Consider the following 21,038-nt stretch of genomic DNA (forward strand, 5'->3'; position numbering starts at 1 on the left):
ACATTATAAGCCATTACCAATGCATACAGGCTATAAGAAACTAGGATTTGATTTCACAGATTATCCAAATTCATATGGTCTTTTTGAGAATGAGTTAACCTTACCACTACATACTTGTTTGAGTGATGAAGAAGTGGATCATATTATAGAAACCTTGATTGGAGCACTTGCATGTTAATAAAGAACTGGAATGATCTTCCGGAATTTATGAAAACAGAAGAAGTAAGACCATATTATGAAAGCTTAAAAAGCAAAACAGGACAACTGATATTGAAGAGATGCTTTGATATTCTATGTTCTTTGATAATGATCGTTTTACTATCTCCGCTTTTTATCATCATAGCAATATGGATCAAAATAGATTCAAAAGGGACAGTATTCTATCGACAGGAAAGGATAACACAGTATGGAAAAGTGTTTAAAATTTTTAAATTCAGAACAATGGTATCAAATGCTGATCAAATAGGAGCATTAGTAACGACCCAAAATGATTCAAGAATTACCAAAGTTGGAGAAAAGATAAGAAAATATCGGATAGATGAGATACCGCAGTTATTTAATGTCTTTCTTGGAGATATGACATTTGTAGGAACACGACCAGAAGTAAAGAAATATGTAGATGAATATACGAAGGAAATGAGTGCGACATTATTGCTACCAGCTGGAGTGACATCTATAGCAAGCATTGAGTTTAAAGATGAAGATGAAATTATAGGAAAAGGTGTAAAAGAAAATAAGAGCATTGATGAGGTGTATATAGAAGAGGTATTGCCAAAGAAGATGGGATACAATCTGAAGGCTATCACTTCTTTTTCTTTTGTAAAAGAAATTAAAACGATGATAGATACCGTTTTAAAAATTAAAGAAAGGATAGTTATTGATGAAATATAGTGTTTTAATGACAGTTTATAAAAATGATAATCCTGAGTATTTTAGATTAGCTCTTTTAAGTATGGTAAAACAAACAAAAAAACCTGATGAAATAGTATTAGTAAAAGATGGTCCTGTAACAGAAGAAATACAAAATGTTATTGATCGAATAGATGAAGATTATCCATTGTTAATCAATGAAGTTCAATTAGTTAAAAATGTAGGGTTAGGTATAGCATTGAATGAAGGCATTAAGATATGTAGAAATGAAATAATTGCTAGAATGGATTCAGATGATATATCAATGCCAACAAGATGTGAAAAACAAATAAAAGAATTTGAAAATAATGAATCATTAGATATTATAGGATGTCCTGTGATTGAATTTGTTGATGTTCCTGAAAATGAAATTGGAAAAAGGAATGTACCTTTTACTAATTCAGAAATATATAAATATGCAAAAAAAAGAGATCCATTTAATCATCCTACTGTTATGTATAAAAAGAGTAAGGTACAAGAAGTAGGGTGTTATAGTGATTTAAGAAAAAATCAAGATACTGATCTATGGATAAAAATGTTATCAGCAAATGCAGTTTGTATGAATTTGAAAGAGTACTTATTAAAATTCAGATTCGATCATGGGACATATAAGAAAAGAAAATCATGGTTAAATACAAAATTATTGATAGGAATAAGATGGAATGCCTTTAAATCTGGGTTTTGTACATTCATTGATTTTATGGAAGTGGCCGTTTTACAGTTATCTATATATATATTACCCATTAAATTCCAAGAATTTATTTATAAAAATATATTAAGGAGGTTATCATGGGATTAGAGCAAAAAATCAACAATAAATTAAACGAATATCCTTTAATAAAAAAATATATAAAAAGCACCTATCAACATATAATGTATGCTGTGTCTCCTAAAATAAAATCAGAAGGTGATATTAAAAGGGTTTCACCCAATGATAAAGAACATGAATATTTCTTTGGTTATTATGATAAATCTCCATGGGATGTTTCAGATCGATATATGCTTTGTTTGAAAGCAAATCATACAAGGAATGATGTAGCACCTAAAGAAACTGCAAAAATATTAATTATTGATACTAAAAGTAATCATATATATGAAATTGCTGAGACCCATTCATGGAATGTTCAACAAGGATGTATGTTACAGTGGTTAGGTCCAAACTATGACAAAAAAGTGTTGTTCAACGATTATAGAGAAGGCAATTATTGTTCAATAATATTAACATTAGATATAAATGAAGATAAAATCAAGATTATAGAAGAACGAAAAATAGATATGCCTGTTTATTCTGTTAGCAATGATGGTAAATTTGCATTAACCCTAGATTTTTCTCGTTTACATAGATTAAGACCAGGTTACGGATATAGTAATAAACAAGAAGAAACATATGGAATTAAATTACCTGATGAAACTTGTATTTGGTATATTGATTTAATAAATAATGATATTAAATCTTTATTAAAATATACAGATTTCGCAAACTTTGAACCAAGAAAAGAAATGAAAGATGCAGAGCATAAAGTAAATCATATTATGATTAACCCTAATGGAAATCGGTTTATGGTATTACATAGATGGTTCAACGGACAACATAAATATACACGTTTAATAACTTGCAATTTAGATGGAAGTGGTATGTATAATCTTAGTGATGATGGAATGGTATCACATTGCTGTTGGAAGAATAATGATGAGATTTTTTCATTTTTATTTAAAAAGGAAGAAGGAAATGGATATTATTTATTAAAAGATAAATCAAAACAATATACACATTATTGGAAACATATAGATTTTGATGGACATCCAAGCTTTTCTCCAAATGGGAAAAAAATAGTATTTGATAGATATCCTAATAAGTATAGAATAGCTTCAGTGATGGTCGCAGATGCTAATGATATAAATGGAAATAGTATTGTTGAAAAAGCTAAAGTTTTTTCTCCATTTAAATATGATAATGAAACTCGTTGTGATTTACATCCAAGATGGAGTAGAAATTGTAATAAAATATCTTTCGATAGTGTCTTTGAAGGGAAAAGGGGATTATTTATTGTGGAGGTAAAAGAATGAAATATTCTGTAATTACAGCTAACTATAATGGCTATCATTTAATGGATAAGTATTTTGAATCACTAGAAAACCAAACTTTTAAAGACTTTGAAGTCATTATTATTGATGATTGTTCGACGGATGATTCATATATGAAATTAAATAGTTATGCGAACAAATCATTTTTAGATATAAAGATATTAAAAATGAACCAAAATAAGGGGCCTGGAAATGCACGAAATATTGGTTTGAAGAATGCAAAAGGAGAATGGATTACTTTCATTGATAATGATGATTGGATAAAAGAAACATTTTTTGAAGAGATAAATAATGTTATATGCACAAATAGTGTTAATTGTATAATCTATGATTTTTATCTTAAAAGTAAAAATAAGCAAGTTGTTTCACGTTCAATGTATAAAGGTGAATTTGGTTTATTAGATATAACAAATTGTATTAGATATGCTAGAAATCATTCGATTGGAAAAGTATATAGATTAAAGAAGATAAAAGAAAATAATATATACTTTCCTTTACTTAGAAGATGTGAGGATGTGGCTTTTGTTGCTAGAGCGTTAAATGCCTGTGAAACAGTTTATTATTATAAAAAACCACTATATTATTATTATCAAAGGCAAAATTCTCTTTCTAACAATAGTCAGTTAAATGCTAATGATATGATCAAAGCATTTAAACAGATTGAAAAAGATTTGAAGTCCAAATATCCTAATGAAATTGCAGAAAAGTCTGTGACTGATCTTTTATATGGTACTGTTTTAATGATGTGTAAAAGCAAAGAGAAGGTAAAAAATATTAAACATTATATAGAGTGGTATGAAAATCAATATCCAAATTGGTATAATCTTGAGATAATAAGTGAATTAGGATTATCAAAAAGATTGTATCTATTTTTCATAAAAAACAGAATGTTTATTTGTTTGAAAACAATGACCTTTTTACATTCTATCTTAATAAATTGATTAAGAAGGTTATAGCAATATGAAAAAAAAAGAAAAAAGAAAAATTATTATATTACTGCTATTTGTTGTTATCTTAATGGTAATAGGTTATATAACAGTATATCCTGTTGTTTTACCGTTATATCAATTAAGACTTTTCACTTTAAAACCAACAGTTTATAGTGTTTATTTAAATGTTTTTATGTTATTTATGTGTATTCTATCTTGTACTAAATTAATTTGTGATTTTAAAGTATATAAATATGTTTCATCGCTAATAGTTTTATACATAAACATTTTGTATTTTATACCAGGATTTTTAATGAATTTAGTATATGATACAGATATTTATTTTATGAATTACTATGCTTTGTTTTGGATAGGTTTTATATTTGCACACAAAATAGTAATCGTTTTAGGCAAAAAAAATCCGCAACCTGTATTGATCAAACTAAATCTAAAGTCATATAAATGGTTTTACAATACAGGTATAGTTATAGTGTTTTGTACTTTCTCATTAGTAGTTTCATTATTTTTCAATGGAGGTAGAATAAGTATTACTAATCTTTTTAATTTGGATGAGGTATTAGAAAGTAGAGCGGCTAGCTCTCAGTTAAATATACATTGGCTTATTTGGTATCCAATAGTGTGCGCAAGTATGATATTACCTATTTGGATTACTTTAGCTTATAAAAATAAGAAATATTGGATGATAGCATTTATTACGATAACCATTTTATCTATGTATAGTATAGGAGCTAATCGATCATTTTTATTTATGTTAGGATTTGCAATTATTTTTAGCTTTTACAAAGATGATGATTTATTGCTTATTAAGATTATGGTTTTTGCTTTAGTTCTAGTATGTATTGAAAGATATTTAAATAACGGTTATCCTGTTATGAACATTATCAGACGACTTACAATAACCCCAAATGGAGAAAGTAGATTTTACGTGGATTTTTTTCAACAAAATGTTCCTGATTTAGCTAAACAAATATTAGAAAGATGGTTACATCCATTAGGAATTAATTCAAATTATGATTTAAGAATATCAGCAGCAATTGGAAATACATATTTAAATGGTTCTAATTGTAATAATGGTCTTGTGGGATATGCTATTGCTAACTACGGTTCATTGGGCATAATAATTGGACCGATTCTCTATGCGTTATCTTTTAGATTAATTGACAAGATAATGAAAAAAATAACATATAAAAAAATGCTACATGTTACAGCAATTGTTTTTGCATTACAAATCACAAATAGTTATGGATGGGCAGAATATTTAATATTACCATCATTTTTATTGTTGTTTTATTTATTGATGCTATTTATGCCTTCAGTAAAAGGAAATGATGAACAATGATGTAAAGAATAATTTCTTGAGAGGTGTGTGTTAAAAATGGAGATAATATTTGTCTCATCAGCGTGTTCAAAAAAAATGTATTCAAAAATTTTTGAAATGAGAAATGAAAAAATCATAGATCCAACACAAAAATTTATGGAGCAATTAATTTCTGGAGTGGCCAAAGATAAAGAAGTTCATGTAACATCAATTTCAGAGCGTCCAGTTTCAGCTTCTACAACATCAAAAAAGATATTTAAATATGTCAAAGAGCAAAATGGTCAAATTGATTATATTTATCCATCTTTCATAAATGGGAAGATCCTACGTTATATTACATGCTTTGTCAGTACTTTTATTGAAATGATCAAGCTTCTAATAAGGTGTGATAAAAGTGATAGTATTATTATTTGTGACCCTATTACCTTAGAAATAAGTAAAGCTGCAAGAGTAGCATGTCATATTATGAAATTTAAAAATATTGCTATAATAACAGATATTCCAAATTTTTCAACAGAAATGAAACAACATCATTATAGTATGATAAGAAAAGCTTTCCAAGTATTGTACGAAAAATGGACTATGCGGGAATTGGCAAATTATGATGGATATATTTTATTAACAGATTCCATGAATGAATTTTTAAATATTCATAACAAACCTTCAATCGTTATAGAAGGTAGCATTGATTCAGAAGTTAAAAATGATATTTTTCAAAAAGAGAAAACAATTGTTTATGCAGGAGGAATATATGAAAAATATGGAGTAGAGAATTTGGTTGAAGCATTTAAGTTATGTAATAATAAAGAATTTGAATTACATTTATATGGAAATGGATCATATGTTGATAGATTAAAAGAGATATGTAATCAAGAAAAAAATATCAAATATAAGGGTTGCGTGTTGAATACAAAGCTTGTACAAATAGAAAAACAGGCAACTTTACTTGTAAATCCTCGCTTTTCGTGTGAATTATATACAAAATATTCATTTCCTTCAAAAATTTTAGAGTATATGAGTACTGGCACTCCAGTGTTAACGACAAAGTTAGAAGGAATTCCTGATGAGTATAGTGATTTTTTATATTTTTTTGAAGATGAAAGTGTAAAAGGTATGAAGGATAAACTTAACGAAATCTTATCCTTTTCCTATGAACAATTACAGCAAAAAGGAGAAGATGCACAATTATACGTATTTAAAAATAAAAATAATGTTGTACAGGGACTTAGAATCATTCAGTTTACAAAAGAAGTTTTAATTTGAAATTTGAACTACTTTGAGATAATCAAGAAAATAGAAGGAGGTAATATTGATGAATCTTAAAAAAATTACAAACATATATTTATGGGGTGTAAATCCTATAAAGATGTTATTAAAGAATCCAAATATGTGGTTTGAATTTTATATTATATCCGGAATGGAATTTGTTTTTTCTCGTGTTTTTAAACGTAAACTTAGATTACCATATTATGGAGGAAGAAAATTATATAAAGTAGCTGAAGCAAATAAAATATTATATAAGAAAATCATGCTATTAGAACCTTATATGGGAGGTAGATTAGGGTCAGCTGAGCTTGAATATGTGAGAGAATGTACTTTATATGATGAAAAATATCTAACAGATATTAGAGTTAACCGCTTGGAGAAAACTTGTATAAATTGCGGCTTTTTTCCTCCTGAAAAAGATAATTTTATAGAATTTTCAAATGAAATGAAAAAAAGTATAAAAAATGTAGATTTCTTAGGGGTTTCATATATCACTATGGAGGGATATTTTTGTAAAAAAATGGTTGAAACAAATGCAATATTGACTCAAAGATATCTTTTTGATTTTTGGGAATTTGAACACCCATTTACTGAAGCATTGAAAAATCATAAAGTTTTAGTTGTACATCCTTTTGAGAAAACGATTAGAAGCCAGTATAAGATCAGAAAGAAATTATTTAAAAATGAGAATATTTTACCTGATTTTGAATTATTAACGCTCAAAGCTGTACAAACTGGCGCTGGAGCAATAGATGATAGATTTAATACTTGGTTTGATGCATTAAACTATATGACTGAAGAAATTTTTAAAATAGATTTTGATATAGCAATCATAGGATGTGGAGCTTATGGGTTTCCTCTTGCATCAAGAATAAAACAACACGGCAAAGTTGCAATACATATGGGGGGAGTTACACAGATATTATTTGGAATAAAAGGAAAACGTTGGGATATTCATCCTACAGCAAAAAAACTCTATAATGAATATTGGGTTAGACCAAATGAAGAAGATACACCAAAAAACGTTGATGCTGTAGAGAACTCTTGTTACTGGTAAAGTATATGAAAAATATTGGTAAAAAATCTGTAGTATTATCTTTTTGCAATGTAACTACATTAATTATTACTATGTTAATCTCTATGATTATTGCAAGATATAGATCTTTAGAAGAAAACGGTATATATACACTAATAATGCTAATTGTTAATACAGTGATTTCATTTGCAATTTTAGGGATTCCAAATAGCATTACATACTTTGTAGGAAAATATAAAAAAAAAGAGGATAAAGAGCATTATATTGGTATGTATTATACTGCTATGTTTACCATTTGTTTGACTGTTGGAATACTATTATTTATAACAACGCCTATCATTGCGGATTTCTATAAAAATCAAGCTTTAAAAGATTTTAGATATATTTTCCTGTTTCTTCCTTTGTTTCTACAAATAACATCTACTATTTCAGATATATTAATAAGTTTTGAAAAAATTAAATTACTTATTTTTTACAGGATGATTTATAGTATTCTTCTTTTAATGATAAATGTATTAATGGTTATATTTAAATGGGACTTTTCTGTATATATGTTTATTTATGTATGCACATTGTTTTTTTTAACTTTTATAGTTTACTTTATTATAAAAATTAAACTTAAAGTGAAAAAAATCGTTTATTTTAATAAGACTTTATTATTAGAAATATTAAAGTTTTCGTTACCTATGGGGGTTGCCACAATAGTTGGAACTCTTTCATTAGAAGTTGATAAATTATTCATTGCAGCAAAATTTTCAACTGAAGTTTTAGGTATGTATGGCTATATGGCTAAAGAATTACCAATTGTTGCGATAACAAGTTCTGTTACATCAGTGTTACTACCTGCTATTGCAGGAATGATGAATAATGGCAGCCAAAAAGAAGCAATTGACTTATGGAAAAAATCAACAATTATTACTTTTTCTATTACAATGTTTTTTGCTAGTGGAGTGTTTACTTATGCATCTCAAGTAATTGAAATACTTTATTCATCAAAATATATAGACGGTATAACGATTTTTAGAATTTATACATTCTCTTTACTTTTGAGGTTTACATATTTTGGTTTGTTTTTTAATTGTACAGGTAATTCAAAAAAAGTAATGTATTTCTCAATAATTGGATTACTTTTAAATATATGTTTTAATTATATTTTTTATTCTATTTTTGGTATTATAGGTCCTGCAATTGCTACCGTTGTAAGTTTATATATTACTTCTTTTTTACAATTAAAGGGAACTGCAAAATTACTTACTATAAAAATAAATGAGTTGCTACCATGGAGAGATTTTATTTATATTTTTTTCTTAAATGTATTTTTAGCATTTGTTTTTTTCTTAATTCAAAAATACTTGGATTTGGATTTCGTTATTGGAGATTGTGCTGAGGCATTATTTTTAGGATGTGTTTGGGGTCTGATATATTGGATGATAATAAGAAAAAAAATTATAAAACTATGGAAAAGGTTGAATACAAGTTAATTAATATTAATATAGTTAAAAAAGATTGAGTAAAGAAAAAAAATCTAATTTTTATAGATTACTTTAATTAACATAGTAATAAAATTTGTAATTAAAAGAATACAGGAACAATTATATTAGGAAGGAGAATTTGGATGCATTTTAAGAATAAAACACTATTAATTACGGGTGGAACAGGTTCATTTGGAAATGCAGTATTAAATCGCTTTTTAAATACAGATATTAAAGAGATAAGAATATTTTCAAGGGATGAATTGAAACAAGATAGCATGCGTCATGAGTATCAAGCAAAATATCCTGAAGTTTCAGATAAATTAAAGTTCTATATTGGAGATGTTCGAGACATTAATTCAATTAAGAATGCAATGCACGGTGTCGATTACATTTTTCATGCAGCTGCATTAAAACAAGTACCTAGTTGTGAGTTTTTTCCAATAGAAGCAGTAAAGACCAATGTCTTAGGTACAGAAAATGTATTAACCACAGCTATTGAATGTGGTGTAAAAAAAGTGGTTTGTTTATCTACTGATAAAGCAGCGTATCCAGTAAATGCAATGGGCACAAGCAAAGCAATGATGGAAAAAGTAATCGTAGCGAAATCAAGAACGGTTGATCCAGAAAAAACAAGCATCATGTGTACAAGATACGGAAATGTATTAGCATCAAGAGGTTCAGTAATACCTCTTTTTATTTCGCAAATTAATGATGGAAAACCTCTAACATTAACTGAGCCAAGCATGACTCGTTTTGTAATGACATTAGAAGAAGCGGTAGACCTAGTTCTATTTGCTTTTGAACATGGAACAAGTGGAGATATCTTTGTACAAAAGGCTCCAGCTTGTACAATTGATGTACTCGCTAAAGCAACTATAGAATTATTTCATGCTGAAAATGAAATCAAAGTTATCGGTATTCGCCATGGAGAAAAAATGTATGAGACCTTGTTAACAGATGAAGAATGTGTAAATGCAATAGATCTAGGTGATTTCTATAGAGTGCCGGCAGATAAACGTGATTTAAATTATGATAAATATTTTTCAGAAGGTGTAGAAAAGAGTCAATTATCTCAATTTAATTCTAACAATACTAGATTGATGACTTTGGAACAAGTAGAAGATAAATTACTTGAAGTCCCATTAGTTAGACAAGAAATAAAAAAATGGAAAAGTAAACTATGATAACAAGAAAATATCCTATATTTATCAATGTTTTTTTATTTAAAAAAATTACAAGTAAAAAGATAGAATATAAACAACAAAATCAAAAAAAATATTATCCAATTAAACTAAATAGGAAAAAGAATATACCTGAAAAAGAAAAAATATTATTTATAACTCATTCGAGTAATCTTATTTATGGAGCTGCAAAAAGTTTGAAATATATTTTACAGAATTCAGAAATGGAATTTGATATCGTGTTCAATAAGAAATTATTTCATGGAGAATTATATGATAAAAAAACAATTTTAGATTATTGTGGAAGTAAACTTGAAAATAGCTATTCTATGGTCTTACCATTTTCTAGAAAGGTTTGTGATTGTGGTAAGACATCAATGTTTAATAAAATTGCTGACTTCATTGTATATTATTACGGTTTATTTATCACGAAATACAAATTGCAACGACTTATAAAAAAAAATCAGTATAAATATATATATTTGAATTCTTTGGTTTTGATTAATCTTATAAATAAAAAAGGTAATTATATCTTACATGTAAGAGAGGTTTTTAAAGGAAACCCAAGAATTTTCAAATATATAGTTAGTAAAATGAAATTATGCAAGGGTGTAATTTTTATTGATTCAAGTACTGAATCATCATTTAAAAATGAAAAAATTAGAAAAATTATTTTGAATAATCCTTTTGATATGCGTGATTTAAATGGATCAAAGATAGAAATTACAGATAAATTTAAATTGAATAAAGATAAAGTAAATATTTTAATGGCTGGCGTTTTAAGTGATGTAAAAGGAACGAATTTTATTATTGATACGTTTAGAAATATTAAAACTGATAAATATCAATTAATCATAGTTGGATCAGGAGAAGAAAAATATGTTTCTAATGTTAAAAAAATTATTCATGAAAGCAAGAATATCGTTTTTATTCCAGAGCAGAAAGATCTATCAGAATTATTAAAAGTGTCTGATTTTGTTATTCGAGGGGAAAATTTTTTCTGTATAGGAAGAACTATTTATGAGGCTCTATACTCTGGTATTGGTGTGATAATACCTGGAAAGCAAAGTGACATTAAAAATATTTATGATTATGACCTGTTCGTAGATAAAATACATATTTTCAAACCAGGTGATACCGTTTCTTTAATAAATCTAATTTGTGAATTAGAGAAAAATGTTTATAAAAAAAATCATAAGGATAATAACTTAGATGAGTATATTAGTTCGTTTTTTCGATTTTTAAAAGAAAGTTAATTAATTTTCTTTCTTTGTAATTGCTCAGAACAAATTATTAGTATAAGAAATAAAATACTTTAACATAAATAAAATAGGAGGTTTAAAATGAAATATGCATTAATAGGCTGTGGGAGAATATCTCCTAATCATTTAGCTGCGGCAATAGAAAATAAATTAGAAATTAGTGCAGTATGTGATGTAGATAAGGGAAATATGAAAAAAAAGTTAGAACTTTTTAAATTAGATGATTCAAATATAAAATGTTATACGGATTATAAAGAAATGATTAATAATGAAAAAATTGATCTTGTAGCAATTGCAACAGAATCTGGTCTTCATGCTCAAATTGCCTTAGATTGTATTTCTAAAGGAATCAATTGTATTATAGAAAAACCAATAGCAATGAACATGACGGATGCTAGAGCAATATGCAAAGCTGCTGATGAAAATCATGTAGTTGTATGTGCAAATCATCAAAACAGATTTAATAAATCAATACAGAAAATAAGAGGAGCGATGGAAGCTGGAGATTTTGGGGAATTATTTCATGGAACTGCACATATAAGATGGAATAGAAATCAAGGCTATTATACACAAGCACCATGGAGAGGAACCTGGAAGCAAGATGGTGGTTGCTTAATGAATCAATGTATTCATAATATCGATTTACTAAGATGGATGATGGGTGACGAAGTTGATGAAGTTATGGCTTATACAGATAACTTAAATCATGATTATATTGAAGCTGAAGATTTGGGAATAGCAGTAGTGAAATTTAAAAATGGATCCTATGGGATTATTGAAGGAACAACAAATGTTTATCCGAAAAATTTAGAAGAAACACTTTATATTTTTGGATCAGATGGGACAGTCAAAGCAGGTGGAAAGTCTGTCAACATAATTGAAGAATGGAATTTTAAAAACTGTAAAGAAGATGTGGAAACTCTTAAAAAAGAAAACAGTGAAGAACCAGAAAATGTATATGGATTTGGACATAATCCACTTTATGCAAATGTAATCAATGCTATAGAAAATGGTACAAAGCCATTGGTTGATGCAGAGGCAGGAACAAGAGCTTTAGAGTTAGTATTAGCAATTTATAAATCTGCAGCTGAGAGAAGACCTGTTAAATTGCCATTAACTGAAGTAGGTACAACGGATTTTGAAAATAGATTCAGAAAGAATTGAAAAGATGCAAATTGTTGAATTATAAATGCTGTTTATTAAAATAATGAAACATTACTCATAAAAGCAATCTCTTATCATTTTTATAATCGAATGCTTCGAAGTTTTATATATAAAGATTTTAAGATCAACACTTATATAAAAGTTTTTTGCTTGAAAATCATGCAAAAGATTACAACTTACTCTAGGCAAACAAGCTTGAATTTAGTAATACTGGTATAAAGCGTTTATAAACCTTAACTGTAAGTTAAAATAACTGTTTTATATGAGGTATTATAACTTTTTTTATGGGAGGTTGTTTCATTAAGGTTTTGCTCGCACGTGGCGAGAGAATGGAGGTAAATATGATAAAAATTGGAGATCAAGCAAAGCTTATGAAAAGGATAAGTGAAAAAGATGTATTATTGTTTTCTGAGATATCTGGAGATAAAAATCCAATTCATTTAAATCAAGAATATGCTGAAAAAAGTATATTTTGTAAAAGAATAGCACATGGGATGTTATCCGCTTCTTTTATCAGTAATGTTATAGGTAATCAATTACCTGGTGAAGGAACAATATATCTAAAACAGACATTAAATTTCTGCAAACCAGTTTATTTTGGTGATCTAATAACTACCATAGTTGAAGTAATAGATATTGATTATGATAGAGCTAACATCAAATTAGATACAAAATGTATTAATCAAGAAGGAATGATTGTTATAGAAGGTGAAGCGTATGTTAAAAACAGAAAATCATTACAATAAAAATTATTCTTATCAAGATGTTGTGAGTATTCTAAATGAAAAGGGTATATATTTCAAAAGTACTTGTGATGAGGTAAGTTTTAATTCGTTTTGTTCTATTAACGAAATAAAGTCTCATTCTATCACATGGGTTAAGAATTTAGATGAAAAAAAGAAGGATATAATTAGTAAATATCATGATGTACTTGTTTTTGCAGATATAAAAGATTTCGATGACTCTGTTAAGAATGTTATTTTTCTAAATGATCTGAAACGATCTTTTTTTTATGTTATTGAAATTCTTTTTTCATACATGAATTTAGATATTAAAGAAACTAAAATTGAAAGTACCGCAGTAGTTCTCACTGAACATTATGGAGATGAATTATATGTAGGACATAATTGTTTCATTGATGAAAATGTTAAAATTGGAAACAATGTTACGATTATGAATAATGTTGTTATACAAGGGACAGTAAACATAGGAAATGATGTCTTTATTGAATCGGGTAGTGTCATAGGTGCATGTGGTTTTGGATATTATAAAGATGATGCTAACAATCCTCATAAAGTGCCTCATTTAGGAGGAATAGTTATAGGAAACCATGTAACTATAGGGGCTGGAAATTGTATAAGTAGAGGTAGTTTAAATAATACAATTATTGGTGATTATGTAAAAACAGATAATCTATGTCATATTGCACATAGTGATGTGTTACATGAAGGAGTTATGCTTGCTGCTTGTGCAGAATTATCAGGTAGTGTTGAAGTTGGAAAAGACACATGGATTGCGCCAGGCGTAACAGTGATCAATGGAGCAAAAATTGGTAAAAATGTTTATACAGGAATATCAACTAATATCGTGAGAGATGTTCCAGATAATTCATTGATATATGGCAATCCTGGTAAAGTGAAGGAGAAAGAATGATATGGAGTTTACTTATACAGAATACCGTAATCTGCTAGAACTTTTGAAGAGCAAAGGATATAAATTTGAAAGTTTTGATAATGATAGTGATGAAAAAACGGTAATTTGCAGACATGATGTTGATATGTCATTAGAATGTACATTATCAACTGCAAGAATAGAAAAAGAATTGAATATTAAGGCGATATATTTTGTGTTATTATCAACAAATTTTTATAATATTTTTTCTCCAGAAAGTAGAAACATCATCTATGCATTGAAAAAAATGGGTCATGAAATTGGATTGCATTTTGACGCAAGTGTTTATCCTAATGTAAAAAATGAAGGTTTGGAAATTATGATAATGAATGAAATAAAGATATTAGAAATATTATTGGGTCAAAAAGTTAATGTTGTTTCTTTTCATAGGCCAATACGAGAATTATTTAATAAACGATTGAATAGTGGATTGATAAGTGCCTATGAAGAAAAATATTTTAGCGAATATAAATACGTATCTGATTCTAGAAGGAATTGGAGAAAAAATCCATATGAAATAATAAATGAAAATCCAAATCATATTCAATTGTTAACACATCCTTTTTGGTACAGTACCGATGTAAATAAAAGTGCAATGGATGCTGTAGAGCGTCTGAAAATAGAAATTAATAATACAATTGAAAAATCATTAGAGAATAATATAACAGATTATCATCAATTAATGAAGGGAGAATAATGATGAATAAAATTGGAATGTTAGAAAAAATACAGAATAAAAATATTAGAGTAGGGGTTTGTGGTTTAGGATATGTAGGACTACCACTTGCTGTAGAAAAGGCAAAGGCTGGATTCAAAACGATTGGATTTGATGTTCAGAAAGAAAAAGTAAAAATGGTCAATGATGGTCACAACTATATTGGTGATGTCGTTGATGGTGAATTAAAAGAATTAGTTGAAAGTGGAATGATGAGTGCGACATCTGATTTTAGCTTTATAAAGGATGTTGATTTTATTGCAATATGTGTTCCAACACCTTTAGATAACCATCAACAGCCCGATATTACATGTGTAAAAGAAAGTACAATTGCAATATCTAAATATTTAAAAAAAGGAACTATGGTGGTTTTAGAATCTAGCACCTATCCAGGAACAACGGAAGAACTTATAAAGCCTATATTAGAAGAAGGATCAGGACTGAAATGTGGTATTGATTTTTATTTAGGATTTTCTCCTGAACGAGTAGATCCAGGTAATAAAGATTTTAATACAAAAAACACACCCAAGGTTGTAGGAGGCATCGGTAAAGATGCTACAGAAGTAATTTCTGCAATGTACAGAGAAGTTCTTGATGGAGATATTTATGAAGTATCAAGTCCAGCAGTAGCAGAAATGGAAAAAATATTAGAAAATACATATAGAAATATTAATATAGGACTTGTAAATGAATTAGCAATACTGTGTGAAAAAATGGGGATTTCGGTATGGGAAGTAATTGATGCTGCCAAAACAAAACCATTCGGATTTCAAGCGTTTTATCCTGGTCCGGGGTTAGGTGGACATTGTATTCCATTAGATCCATATTATTTAACATGGAAAGCAAGAGAATATGGCTTTCATACAACAATGATTGAGAATAGTATGATTATAAATGATAAAATGCCAGAGTATTGCGTAGAAAGATGCTATAAAATTTTAAATAAGCAGGGGGTTGCGATGAGTAAATCAAAAATTCTAGTACTTGGTGTGGCCTATAAAAATGATATTGACGATTATAGAGAAAGTCCAGCATTGAAACTTATAGAATTATTAAATGTAGAGGGCGCAGATGTAGTTTATTACGATCCGTATATTATGACATATAAATATAAAAATAATATACATAAAGGATTACCTAAGATAGATGAAGAAATATTATCGTCTAAGGACTTAATAATAATTGCAACAGCTCATAAGCAATTTGATTATCAAATCATTCAAAAAAATAGTAAAGCTATTTTTGATACAAGAAATGCTTTAAAGGACATTGTAAACAAAAATAATATTGAAGTGATTTGATATGAGAATGTTAATTTTTTATTGAAATAATAAAATGAAATCGACAAATTAGCTTTTGATTAATGTATGTAGAATTGTTTTTTAAATAGATATAGAAAGGAGTAATTTTTGAATGGAATTTATAAATCTTAAGGCTCAATATAGTAGTTTAAAAGATGAAATAGATAAAAATATACATCATGTACTGGATAATAATCGATATATGATGGGAAGTTTTGTTAAAAAATTAGAAAAAGAATTAGCCGAGTACGTAGGGGTTAAATATTGCATTTCATGTGCAAACGGTACAGATGCACTACAACTTGCTTTAATGGTTTGGGGTGTTGGAAAGGGGGATGCAGTCTTTGTTCCTGATTTTACTTTTTTTTCTACTGCTGAGGTTGTTTCTATCTTAGGAGCAACACCTATATTTATTGATATAGACAAAAAGACTTTTAATTTGGATTCAAATAAACTTAAAGAAGCAATAAATAAAGTTTTAAATGAAACTGATCTTAAACCTAAAGTTATTATACCTGTAGATTTGTTCGGTCAGCCAGCTAATTTTGAAGAAATAAGAAAAATAGCTCAAGAGTACAATTTACATATTCTTGAGGATGGTGCACAAGGCTTTGGTGGTAGTATAGATGGAAAAATGGCTTGTAGTTTTGGAGATATTTCTACAACCTCTTTCTTTCCGGCTAAACCTTTAGGTTGTTATGGAGATGGAGGAGCAATATTTACAGATAATGATGATTACTATCAGATTTTGCAATCATTAAGAATACATGGTAAAGGATTGTTTAAATATGATAATGTTCGTATTGGAATGAATTCAAGACTAGATGAAATTCAAGCAGGAATTTTATTACCTAAATTAAAAGCGTTTGAAGAATATGAGTTGGATAATAGAAATAAAGTAGCAAGTATTTATTCAGAAAGACTTGAACATTTAGTTAAAATACCTTTTGTACCAAAAAACTATATTTCAAGTTGGGCGCAATACACTATCCTTGTAAGAAGTGAAGAGGAAAGAAGCTATGTGCAGAATAGACTCAATGCAAAAGGAATACCAACTATGATTTATTATCCAAAACCATTACATAATCAAACTGTATATAAGAATTATTCATTTAACATAGAATCTTTAATTAATAGTAAAACTGTTTGTAAGACATGCTTGAGTTTGCCTATGCATCCATATTTAACAGATGTACAACAGAATGAAATTATTTCAGAATTTGTTAATGCAATAGAGGAATATAGAAATGAGTAATAAGAATTATTTTGCTCATGAATCAGCATATATAGATGAAAATGTATTAATAGGTAATAATACAAAAATATGGCATTTTTGCCATATAATGTCTGGTGCAATCATAGGAGAGGATTGTAATATTGGACAAAATGTAGTTATATCTCCTAATGTTATGATAGGTAATGGAGTAAAAATACAAAATAATGTTTCTGTATATGAAGGAGTTATATGCGAAGATGATGTTTTTTTAGGACCAAGTTGTGTTTTTACAAATGTTATTAATCCAAGAAGTAATATTTCAAGAAAACATGAATATAAAAAAACAATTATTGGAAAAGGTGCTTCTATTGGAGCAAATGCAACTATAGTTTGTGGTCATGCAATTGGACGTTATGCTTTAATTGGCGCAGGAAGTACTGTGACAAAGGATGTTCAAGATTATACTTGTGTTGTAGGAAGTCCGGCTAAGAAATTATATTATGTATGTAAATGTGGAAATAGACTGTTGAAAAAGAAAAACAAATATGTATGTGAATCATGTGGAAAGGAATATGAAATGAAAAATGATAAAATGAAAGAATTTTCATGGGGGGGGGGGTCAATAAATATAATATTGACTTCAGAAAGGATACATTATTATGTTGTTAAGTGATATTTTTCAAGACAACATAATAAGAAATGGAAGTTTTGAAGTTTTGGGTATATTGGATTCAAAGTCTGAACAAAAGATGTTGACATTTTTGGAAAAAAAGCAATATATAAGTCAAATTAAAGAACAGAGTAATATAGGTTGTATTATAACTACGAGAGATTTTGTTGAAAAAATTTTAGCAGCGACTAAAATTGGAATCTATGTTTGTGAAAATCCAAGAATAAAATTTTTCCAGCTACATAACTGCTTAAGTACAGATATACGTTACCAAAGAAAAAAACATAAAACAATTATTGGTAAGAATTGTAAGATATCACCTCTCGCTTGCATTTCCCAAGAAAATGTAATTATTGGTGATAATGTTGAAATTGAAGAGTTCGTGAGTATAAAAGAAAATACAATCATCAAAGATAACTGTATTATACGATCGGGAACAGTAGTAGGGAGTACAGGGTTTGAATTTAAAAAGTATCATGATCTAACATTTGGAGTAAGGCATTGTGGTGGAGTTATTTTAAACGAAAATGTTGAAGTACAACATAATTGCTGTATCGATAAAGCAGTGTATCCATGGGATGATACTGTAATTGGAAAGTATACAAAATTTGATAATTTGGTGCATATAGGACATGCAGCTAAAATAGGAGATCATGTTTTGTTTCCTGCAGGAACTACAGTAAGTGGAAGAGTAGAGATAGCAGATGGTGTCTGGATAGGAGTTGGTTCCACGATATCAAATGGAATTTCTTTTGGGAGAAATTCAAGGTGCAACATTGGATCAGTTGTGACAAAAGATGTTCCAGAGAATGGATCAGTATCAGGTAATTTTGCTATAGAGCATGAAAAATTCATAGAGAATTTAAAAAAGGCAAGGTAAAAATCATTATAAAATTGGAAATCAAACTGGACTTAAGAAACAATTCGTGATGAAGATATTATGAATTTTACAGAAGTATGGGGGATAAAAATTTTATTCATTTAGATTTTGATATGCTGAATAAGCATATATGAATAAAAAATGCAAATGGGATGTCATCAGTATAATTTATCAGTAATGTGATTGGAAATATGTTATTATGAGAAAATAAAGCAGATATTAGAATTTCTTAAACCTGTCTATATTGGTGATGAAATAACTACTATCATTAAGGTAAAAGAAAGATATTAATGATTATGAAATGTAAATAAATATAGAGATGTAAGAGAAAAGAGATATTGAAATTAGTAAATTCTAGTTATAGTCCAATATACTTGATTTTTCTTATACATATGGAATTTCAAAAAATGTTGATATTTTATTATAGAAAGGTAAAAGATGATTATGAAAATTCTTGTAACTGGATCAAAAGGATTTGTGGGTAGAAACTTAATAGAAACATTAAAAACTATTAGAGATGAAAAAAACAAAATGTTTTCTTTAACATCTAATCTTACACTATATGAGTATGATCTGAATAGCACAAAAGCCAAATTAAAAGAGTATTGTAGTGATTGTGATTTCATAGTTCATTTAGCAGGTGTAAATAGGCCACAAAATCCTTCTGAATTTTATGAAGGAAATCTTGGCTTTACAGAGGCTCTTTGTTCTTATTTAAAAGAAGCAGGAAACAAGTGTCCTATTATGATTTCCTCTTCAATTCAAGCAGAAAGAGATAACGATTATGGGAAAAGCAAAAAAGCTGGCGAAGATGCCTTACTAGCTTTTGGGAAAGGAAACGGTAATCCTATTTATATTTATCGTTTTGCTAATCTGTTTGGCAAATGGTGTCGTCCTAATTACAATAGCGTAGTTGCAACATGGTGTCATAATATTGGTCATGGTCTAGATATTCAAATCAATGATCCATCAGTAACATTACCATTATGTTATATTGACGATGTTGTAGAGGAAATCATCCATTGTATTTGTGGTAATCCTTATATTGTTGATGGTGTGCATTATGGCGTAGAAAAGGTATACAACTGTACCTTAGGTGATTTAGCAAATACGATTAAAAGCTTTAAAGAATCAAGAACAACTCTTGAAGTAATTAATCAAGCAGAAGAATTAACAAAGAAGCTTTATGCAACTTATCTAAGCTATCTTCCTGAAGATGAATTCAGCTATCCATTAAAAATGAATGTGGATGAAAGAGGTAGCTTTACAGAATTCTTGAAAACAAAAGAATATGGACAAGTTAGTGTAAATATTTCAAAACCAGGAATTACAAAGGGAAATCATTGGCATCATACAAAGAATGAAAAATTTCTTGTAGTCAGTGGAACAGGTCTGATTCAATTCAGAAAAATCGGTGAAGAAAAGATCATTGAATATCAAGTAAGTGGCGAAAAACTAGAAGTGATAGACATACCAACTGGCTATACGCACAATATTATCAATGTAGGAGATACTGATATGGTAACGATCATGTGGGCTAATGAATTGTTTGATCCTAATAAACCGGATACTTATTTTGAAAAGGTGGTGGAAGAGCATGAATAAATTGAAACTAATGACGATCGTGGGTACAAGACCAGAGATTATTCGTTTATCAGAAGTCATTAAAAAGTGTGATACATATTTTGATCAAATCTTGGTACATACTGGGCAGAATTATGATTATTGTTTGAATCAAGTATTTTTTGATGATCTAGGATTAAGAGAACCAGATTATTATCTTGAAGCTGTAGGAAATGACCTTGGAGAGACAATAGGAAATATCATTGCGAAAAGTTATAAACTGATGAATGAGGTAAAGCCAGATGCTTTATTGATTCTTGGAGATACTAATAGTTGTTTAAGTGCAATTAGCGCAAAACGTTTACATATCCCAATA

At 28.3% G+C, this 21,038-nt stretch carries 20 protein-coding genes; all 20 read left to right on the forward strand.

Annotation, left to right across the window (positions count from 1 at the left end; all coding sequences use genetic code 11):
* Window positions 1–171 precede the first annotated feature (171 nt).
* Window positions 172–891 carry a sugar transferase gene (locus UGRO018_RS15580; protein WP_463667570.1) on the forward strand — a complete coding sequence of 240 codons (720 nt, stop codon included), beginning with the start codon at window positions 172–174 and terminating at the stop codon, window positions 889–891.
* On the forward strand, window positions 881–1,708 hold the full coding sequence (locus tag UGRO018_RS15585) for a glycosyltransferase (RefSeq protein ID WP_416327427.1): 828 nt from the start codon (window positions 881–883) through the stop codon (window positions 1,706–1,708). Before UGRO018_RS15580 ends, UGRO018_RS15585 begins: the two co-directional genes overlap by 11 nt.
* Window positions 1,699–2,976, forward strand: a complete 1,278-nt coding sequence (locus UGRO018_RS15590; protein ID WP_416327428.1) for a TolB-like translocation protein — start codon at window positions 1,699–1,701, stop codon at window positions 2,974–2,976. Before UGRO018_RS15585 ends, UGRO018_RS15590 begins: the two co-directional genes overlap by 10 nt.
* Complete coding sequence (locus tag UGRO018_RS15595; protein ID WP_416327429.1) at window positions 2,973–3,935, forward strand: glycosyltransferase family 2 protein; 963 nt, start codon at window positions 2,973–2,975, stop codon at window positions 3,933–3,935. Before UGRO018_RS15590 ends, UGRO018_RS15595 begins: the two co-directional genes overlap by 4 nt.
* A gap of 19 nt (window positions 3,936–3,954) precedes the next feature.
* Complete coding sequence (locus tag UGRO018_RS15600) at window positions 3,955–5,283, forward strand: hypothetical protein (protein ID WP_416327430.1); 1,329 nt, start codon at window positions 3,955–3,957, stop codon at window positions 5,281–5,283.
* 36 nt (window positions 5,284–5,319) lie between these two features.
* On the forward strand, window positions 5,320–6,525 hold the full coding sequence (locus tag UGRO018_RS15605) for a glycosyltransferase (RefSeq protein WP_416327431.1): 1,206 nt from the start codon (window positions 5,320–5,322) through the stop codon (window positions 6,523–6,525).
* A gap of 49 nt (window positions 6,526–6,574) precedes the next feature.
* Window positions 6,575–7,585, forward strand: coding sequence for a GT-D fold domain-containing protein (locus UGRO018_RS15610; RefSeq protein WP_416327432.1), 1,011 nt, complete (start codon window positions 6,575–6,577; stop codon window positions 7,583–7,585).
* 5 nt (window positions 7,586–7,590) lie between these two features.
* Window positions 7,591–9,045, forward strand: a complete 1,455-nt coding sequence (locus tag UGRO018_RS15615; protein WP_416327433.1) for an oligosaccharide flippase family protein — start codon at window positions 7,591–7,593, stop codon at window positions 9,043–9,045.
* A 134-nt stretch (window positions 9,046–9,179) separates the two neighbouring features.
* Window positions 9,180–10,223, forward strand: a complete 1,044-nt coding sequence (locus UGRO018_RS15620; protein ID WP_416327434.1) for a polysaccharide biosynthesis protein — start codon at window positions 9,180–9,182, stop codon at window positions 10,221–10,223.
* Window positions 10,220–11,476, forward strand: coding sequence for a glycosyltransferase (locus UGRO018_RS15625; RefSeq protein ID WP_416327435.1), 1,257 nt, complete (start codon window positions 10,220–10,222; stop codon window positions 11,474–11,476). The genes UGRO018_RS15620 and UGRO018_RS15625 overlap by 4 nt, the downstream gene beginning before the upstream one ends.
* 87 nt (window positions 11,477–11,563) lie before the next feature.
* A complete protein-coding gene (locus tag UGRO018_RS15630; RefSeq protein WP_416327436.1) occupies window positions 11,564–12,646 on the forward strand; it encodes a Gfo/Idh/MocA family protein in 1,083 nt (360 codons plus the stop codon).
* Window positions 12,647–12,987: 341 nt separating this feature from the next.
* Complete coding sequence (locus UGRO018_RS15635; RefSeq protein WP_416327437.1) at window positions 12,988–13,392, forward strand: MaoC family dehydratase; 405 nt, start codon at window positions 12,988–12,990, stop codon at window positions 13,390–13,392.
* Complete coding sequence (locus UGRO018_RS15640; RefSeq protein ID WP_416327438.1) at window positions 13,364–14,299, forward strand: UDP-3-O-(3-hydroxymyristoyl)glucosamine N-acyltransferase; 936 nt, start codon at window positions 13,364–13,366, stop codon at window positions 14,297–14,299. The genes UGRO018_RS15635 and UGRO018_RS15640 overlap by 29 nt, the downstream gene beginning before the upstream one ends.
* 1 nt (window position 14,300) lies before the next feature.
* On the forward strand, window positions 14,301–15,014 hold the full coding sequence (locus tag UGRO018_RS15645) for a polysaccharide deacetylase family protein (RefSeq protein ID WP_416327439.1): 714 nt from the start codon (window positions 14,301–14,303) through the stop codon (window positions 15,012–15,014).
* Between the two features lie 2 nt (window positions 15,015–15,016).
* A complete protein-coding gene (locus UGRO018_RS15650) occupies window positions 15,017–16,333 on the forward strand; it encodes a nucleotide sugar dehydrogenase (RefSeq protein ID WP_416327440.1) in 1,317 nt (438 codons plus the stop codon).
* 112 nt (window positions 16,334–16,445) lie between these two features.
* The gene (locus tag UGRO018_RS15655) at window positions 16,446–17,588 is read left to right on the forward strand and encodes a DegT/DnrJ/EryC1/StrS family aminotransferase (RefSeq protein ID WP_416327441.1); all 1,143 of its coding nucleotides are present in this window, start codon (window positions 16,446–16,448) and stop codon (window positions 17,586–17,588) included.
* Window positions 17,581–18,222: a DapH/DapD/GlmU-related protein gene (locus UGRO018_RS15660; protein WP_416327442.1), complete on the forward strand. Its 642-nt coding sequence runs from the start codon at window positions 17,581–17,583 to the stop codon at window positions 18,220–18,222. The genes UGRO018_RS15655 and UGRO018_RS15660 overlap by 8 nt, the downstream gene beginning before the upstream one ends.
* Complete coding sequence (locus UGRO018_RS15665) at window positions 18,209–19,099, forward strand: UDP-3-O-(3-hydroxymyristoyl)glucosamine N-acyltransferase (RefSeq protein ID WP_416327443.1); 891 nt, start codon at window positions 18,209–18,211, stop codon at window positions 19,097–19,099. The genes UGRO018_RS15660 and UGRO018_RS15665 overlap by 14 nt, the downstream gene beginning before the upstream one ends.
* A 444-nt stretch (window positions 19,100–19,543) precedes the next feature.
* A complete protein-coding gene (locus UGRO018_RS15670; RefSeq protein ID WP_416327444.1) occupies window positions 19,544–20,704 on the forward strand; it encodes a polysaccharide biosynthesis C-terminal domain-containing protein in 1,161 nt (386 codons plus the stop codon).
* The coding region (locus UGRO018_RS15675; protein WP_416327445.1) for a UDP-N-acetylglucosamine 2-epimerase at window positions 20,697–21,038 on the forward strand (342 nt) is incomplete at its 3' end. The genes UGRO018_RS15670 and UGRO018_RS15675, both read left to right, overlap by 8 nt.

The organism is Hoskinsella mucinilytica (assembly GCF_045223415.1).
Taxonomy (GTDB): domain Bacteria; phylum Bacillota_I; class Bacilli_A; order Erysipelotrichales; family Erysipelotrichaceae; genus Hoskinsella; species Hoskinsella mucinilytica.

What these genes read in the sequence shown, in the direction of transcription:
- UGRO018_RS15600 (WP_416327430.1), top strand. Translation starts at nt 3,955, where the DNA reads ATGAAAAAAAAAGAAAAAAGAAAAATTATTATATTACTGCTATTTGTT.
- UGRO018_RS15610 (WP_416327432.1), top strand. Translation starts at nt 6,575, where the DNA reads ATGAATCTTAAAAAAATTACAAACATATATTTATGGGGTGTAAATCCT.
- UGRO018_RS15595 (WP_416327429.1), top strand. Translation starts at nt 2,973, where the DNA reads ATGAAATATTCTGTAATTACAGCTAACTATAATGGCTATCATTTAATG.
- UGRO018_RS15635 (WP_416327437.1), top strand. Translation starts at nt 12,988, where the DNA reads ATGATAAAAATTGGAGATCAAGCAAAGCTTATGAAAAGGATAAGTGAA.
- UGRO018_RS15590 (WP_416327428.1), top strand. Translation starts at nt 1,699, where the DNA reads ATGGGATTAGAGCAAAAAATCAACAATAAATTAAACGAATATCCTTTA.
- UGRO018_RS15660 (WP_416327442.1), top strand. Translation starts at nt 17,581, where the DNA reads ATGAGTAATAAGAATTATTTTGCTCATGAATCAGCATATATAGATGAA.
- UGRO018_RS15655 (WP_416327441.1), top strand. Translation starts at nt 16,446, where the DNA reads ATGGAATTTATAAATCTTAAGGCTCAATATAGTAGTTTAAAAGATGAA.
- UGRO018_RS15605 (WP_416327431.1), top strand. Translation starts at nt 5,320, where the DNA reads ATGGAGATAATATTTGTCTCATCAGCGTGTTCAAAAAAAATGTATTCA.
- UGRO018_RS15630 (WP_416327436.1), top strand. Translation starts at nt 11,564, where the DNA reads ATGAAATATGCATTAATAGGCTGTGGGAGAATATCTCCTAATCATTTA.
- UGRO018_RS15670 (WP_416327444.1), top strand. Translation starts at nt 19,544, where the DNA reads ATGAAAATTCTTGTAACTGGATCAAAAGGATTTGTGGGTAGAAACTTA.
- UGRO018_RS15620 (WP_416327434.1), top strand. Translation starts at nt 9,180, where the DNA reads ATGCATTTTAAGAATAAAACACTATTAATTACGGGTGGAACAGGTTCA.
- UGRO018_RS15585 (WP_416327427.1), top strand. Translation starts at nt 881, where the DNA reads ATGAAATATAGTGTTTTAATGACAGTTTATAAAAATGATAATCCTGAG.
- UGRO018_RS15625 (WP_416327435.1), top strand. Translation starts at nt 10,220, where the DNA reads ATGATAACAAGAAAATATCCTATATTTATCAATGTTTTTTTATTTAAA.
- UGRO018_RS15640 (WP_416327438.1), top strand. Translation starts at nt 13,364, where the DNA reads ATGTTAAAAACAGAAAATCATTACAATAAAAATTATTCTTATCAAGAT.
- UGRO018_RS15615 (WP_416327433.1), top strand. Translation starts at nt 7,591, where the DNA reads ATGAAAAATATTGGTAAAAAATCTGTAGTATTATCTTTTTGCAATGTA.
- UGRO018_RS15645 (WP_416327439.1), top strand. Translation starts at nt 14,301, where the DNA reads ATGGAGTTTACTTATACAGAATACCGTAATCTGCTAGAACTTTTGAAG.
- UGRO018_RS15665 (WP_416327443.1), top strand. Translation starts at nt 18,209, where the DNA reads ATGTTGTTAAGTGATATTTTTCAAGACAACATAATAAGAAATGGAAGT.
- UGRO018_RS15650 (WP_416327440.1), top strand. Translation starts at nt 15,017, where the DNA reads ATGAATAAAATTGGAATGTTAGAAAAAATACAGAATAAAAATATTAGA.
- UGRO018_RS15580 (WP_463667570.1), top strand. Translation starts at nt 172, where the DNA reads ATGTTAATAAAGAACTGGAATGATCTTCCGGAATTTATGAAAACAGAA.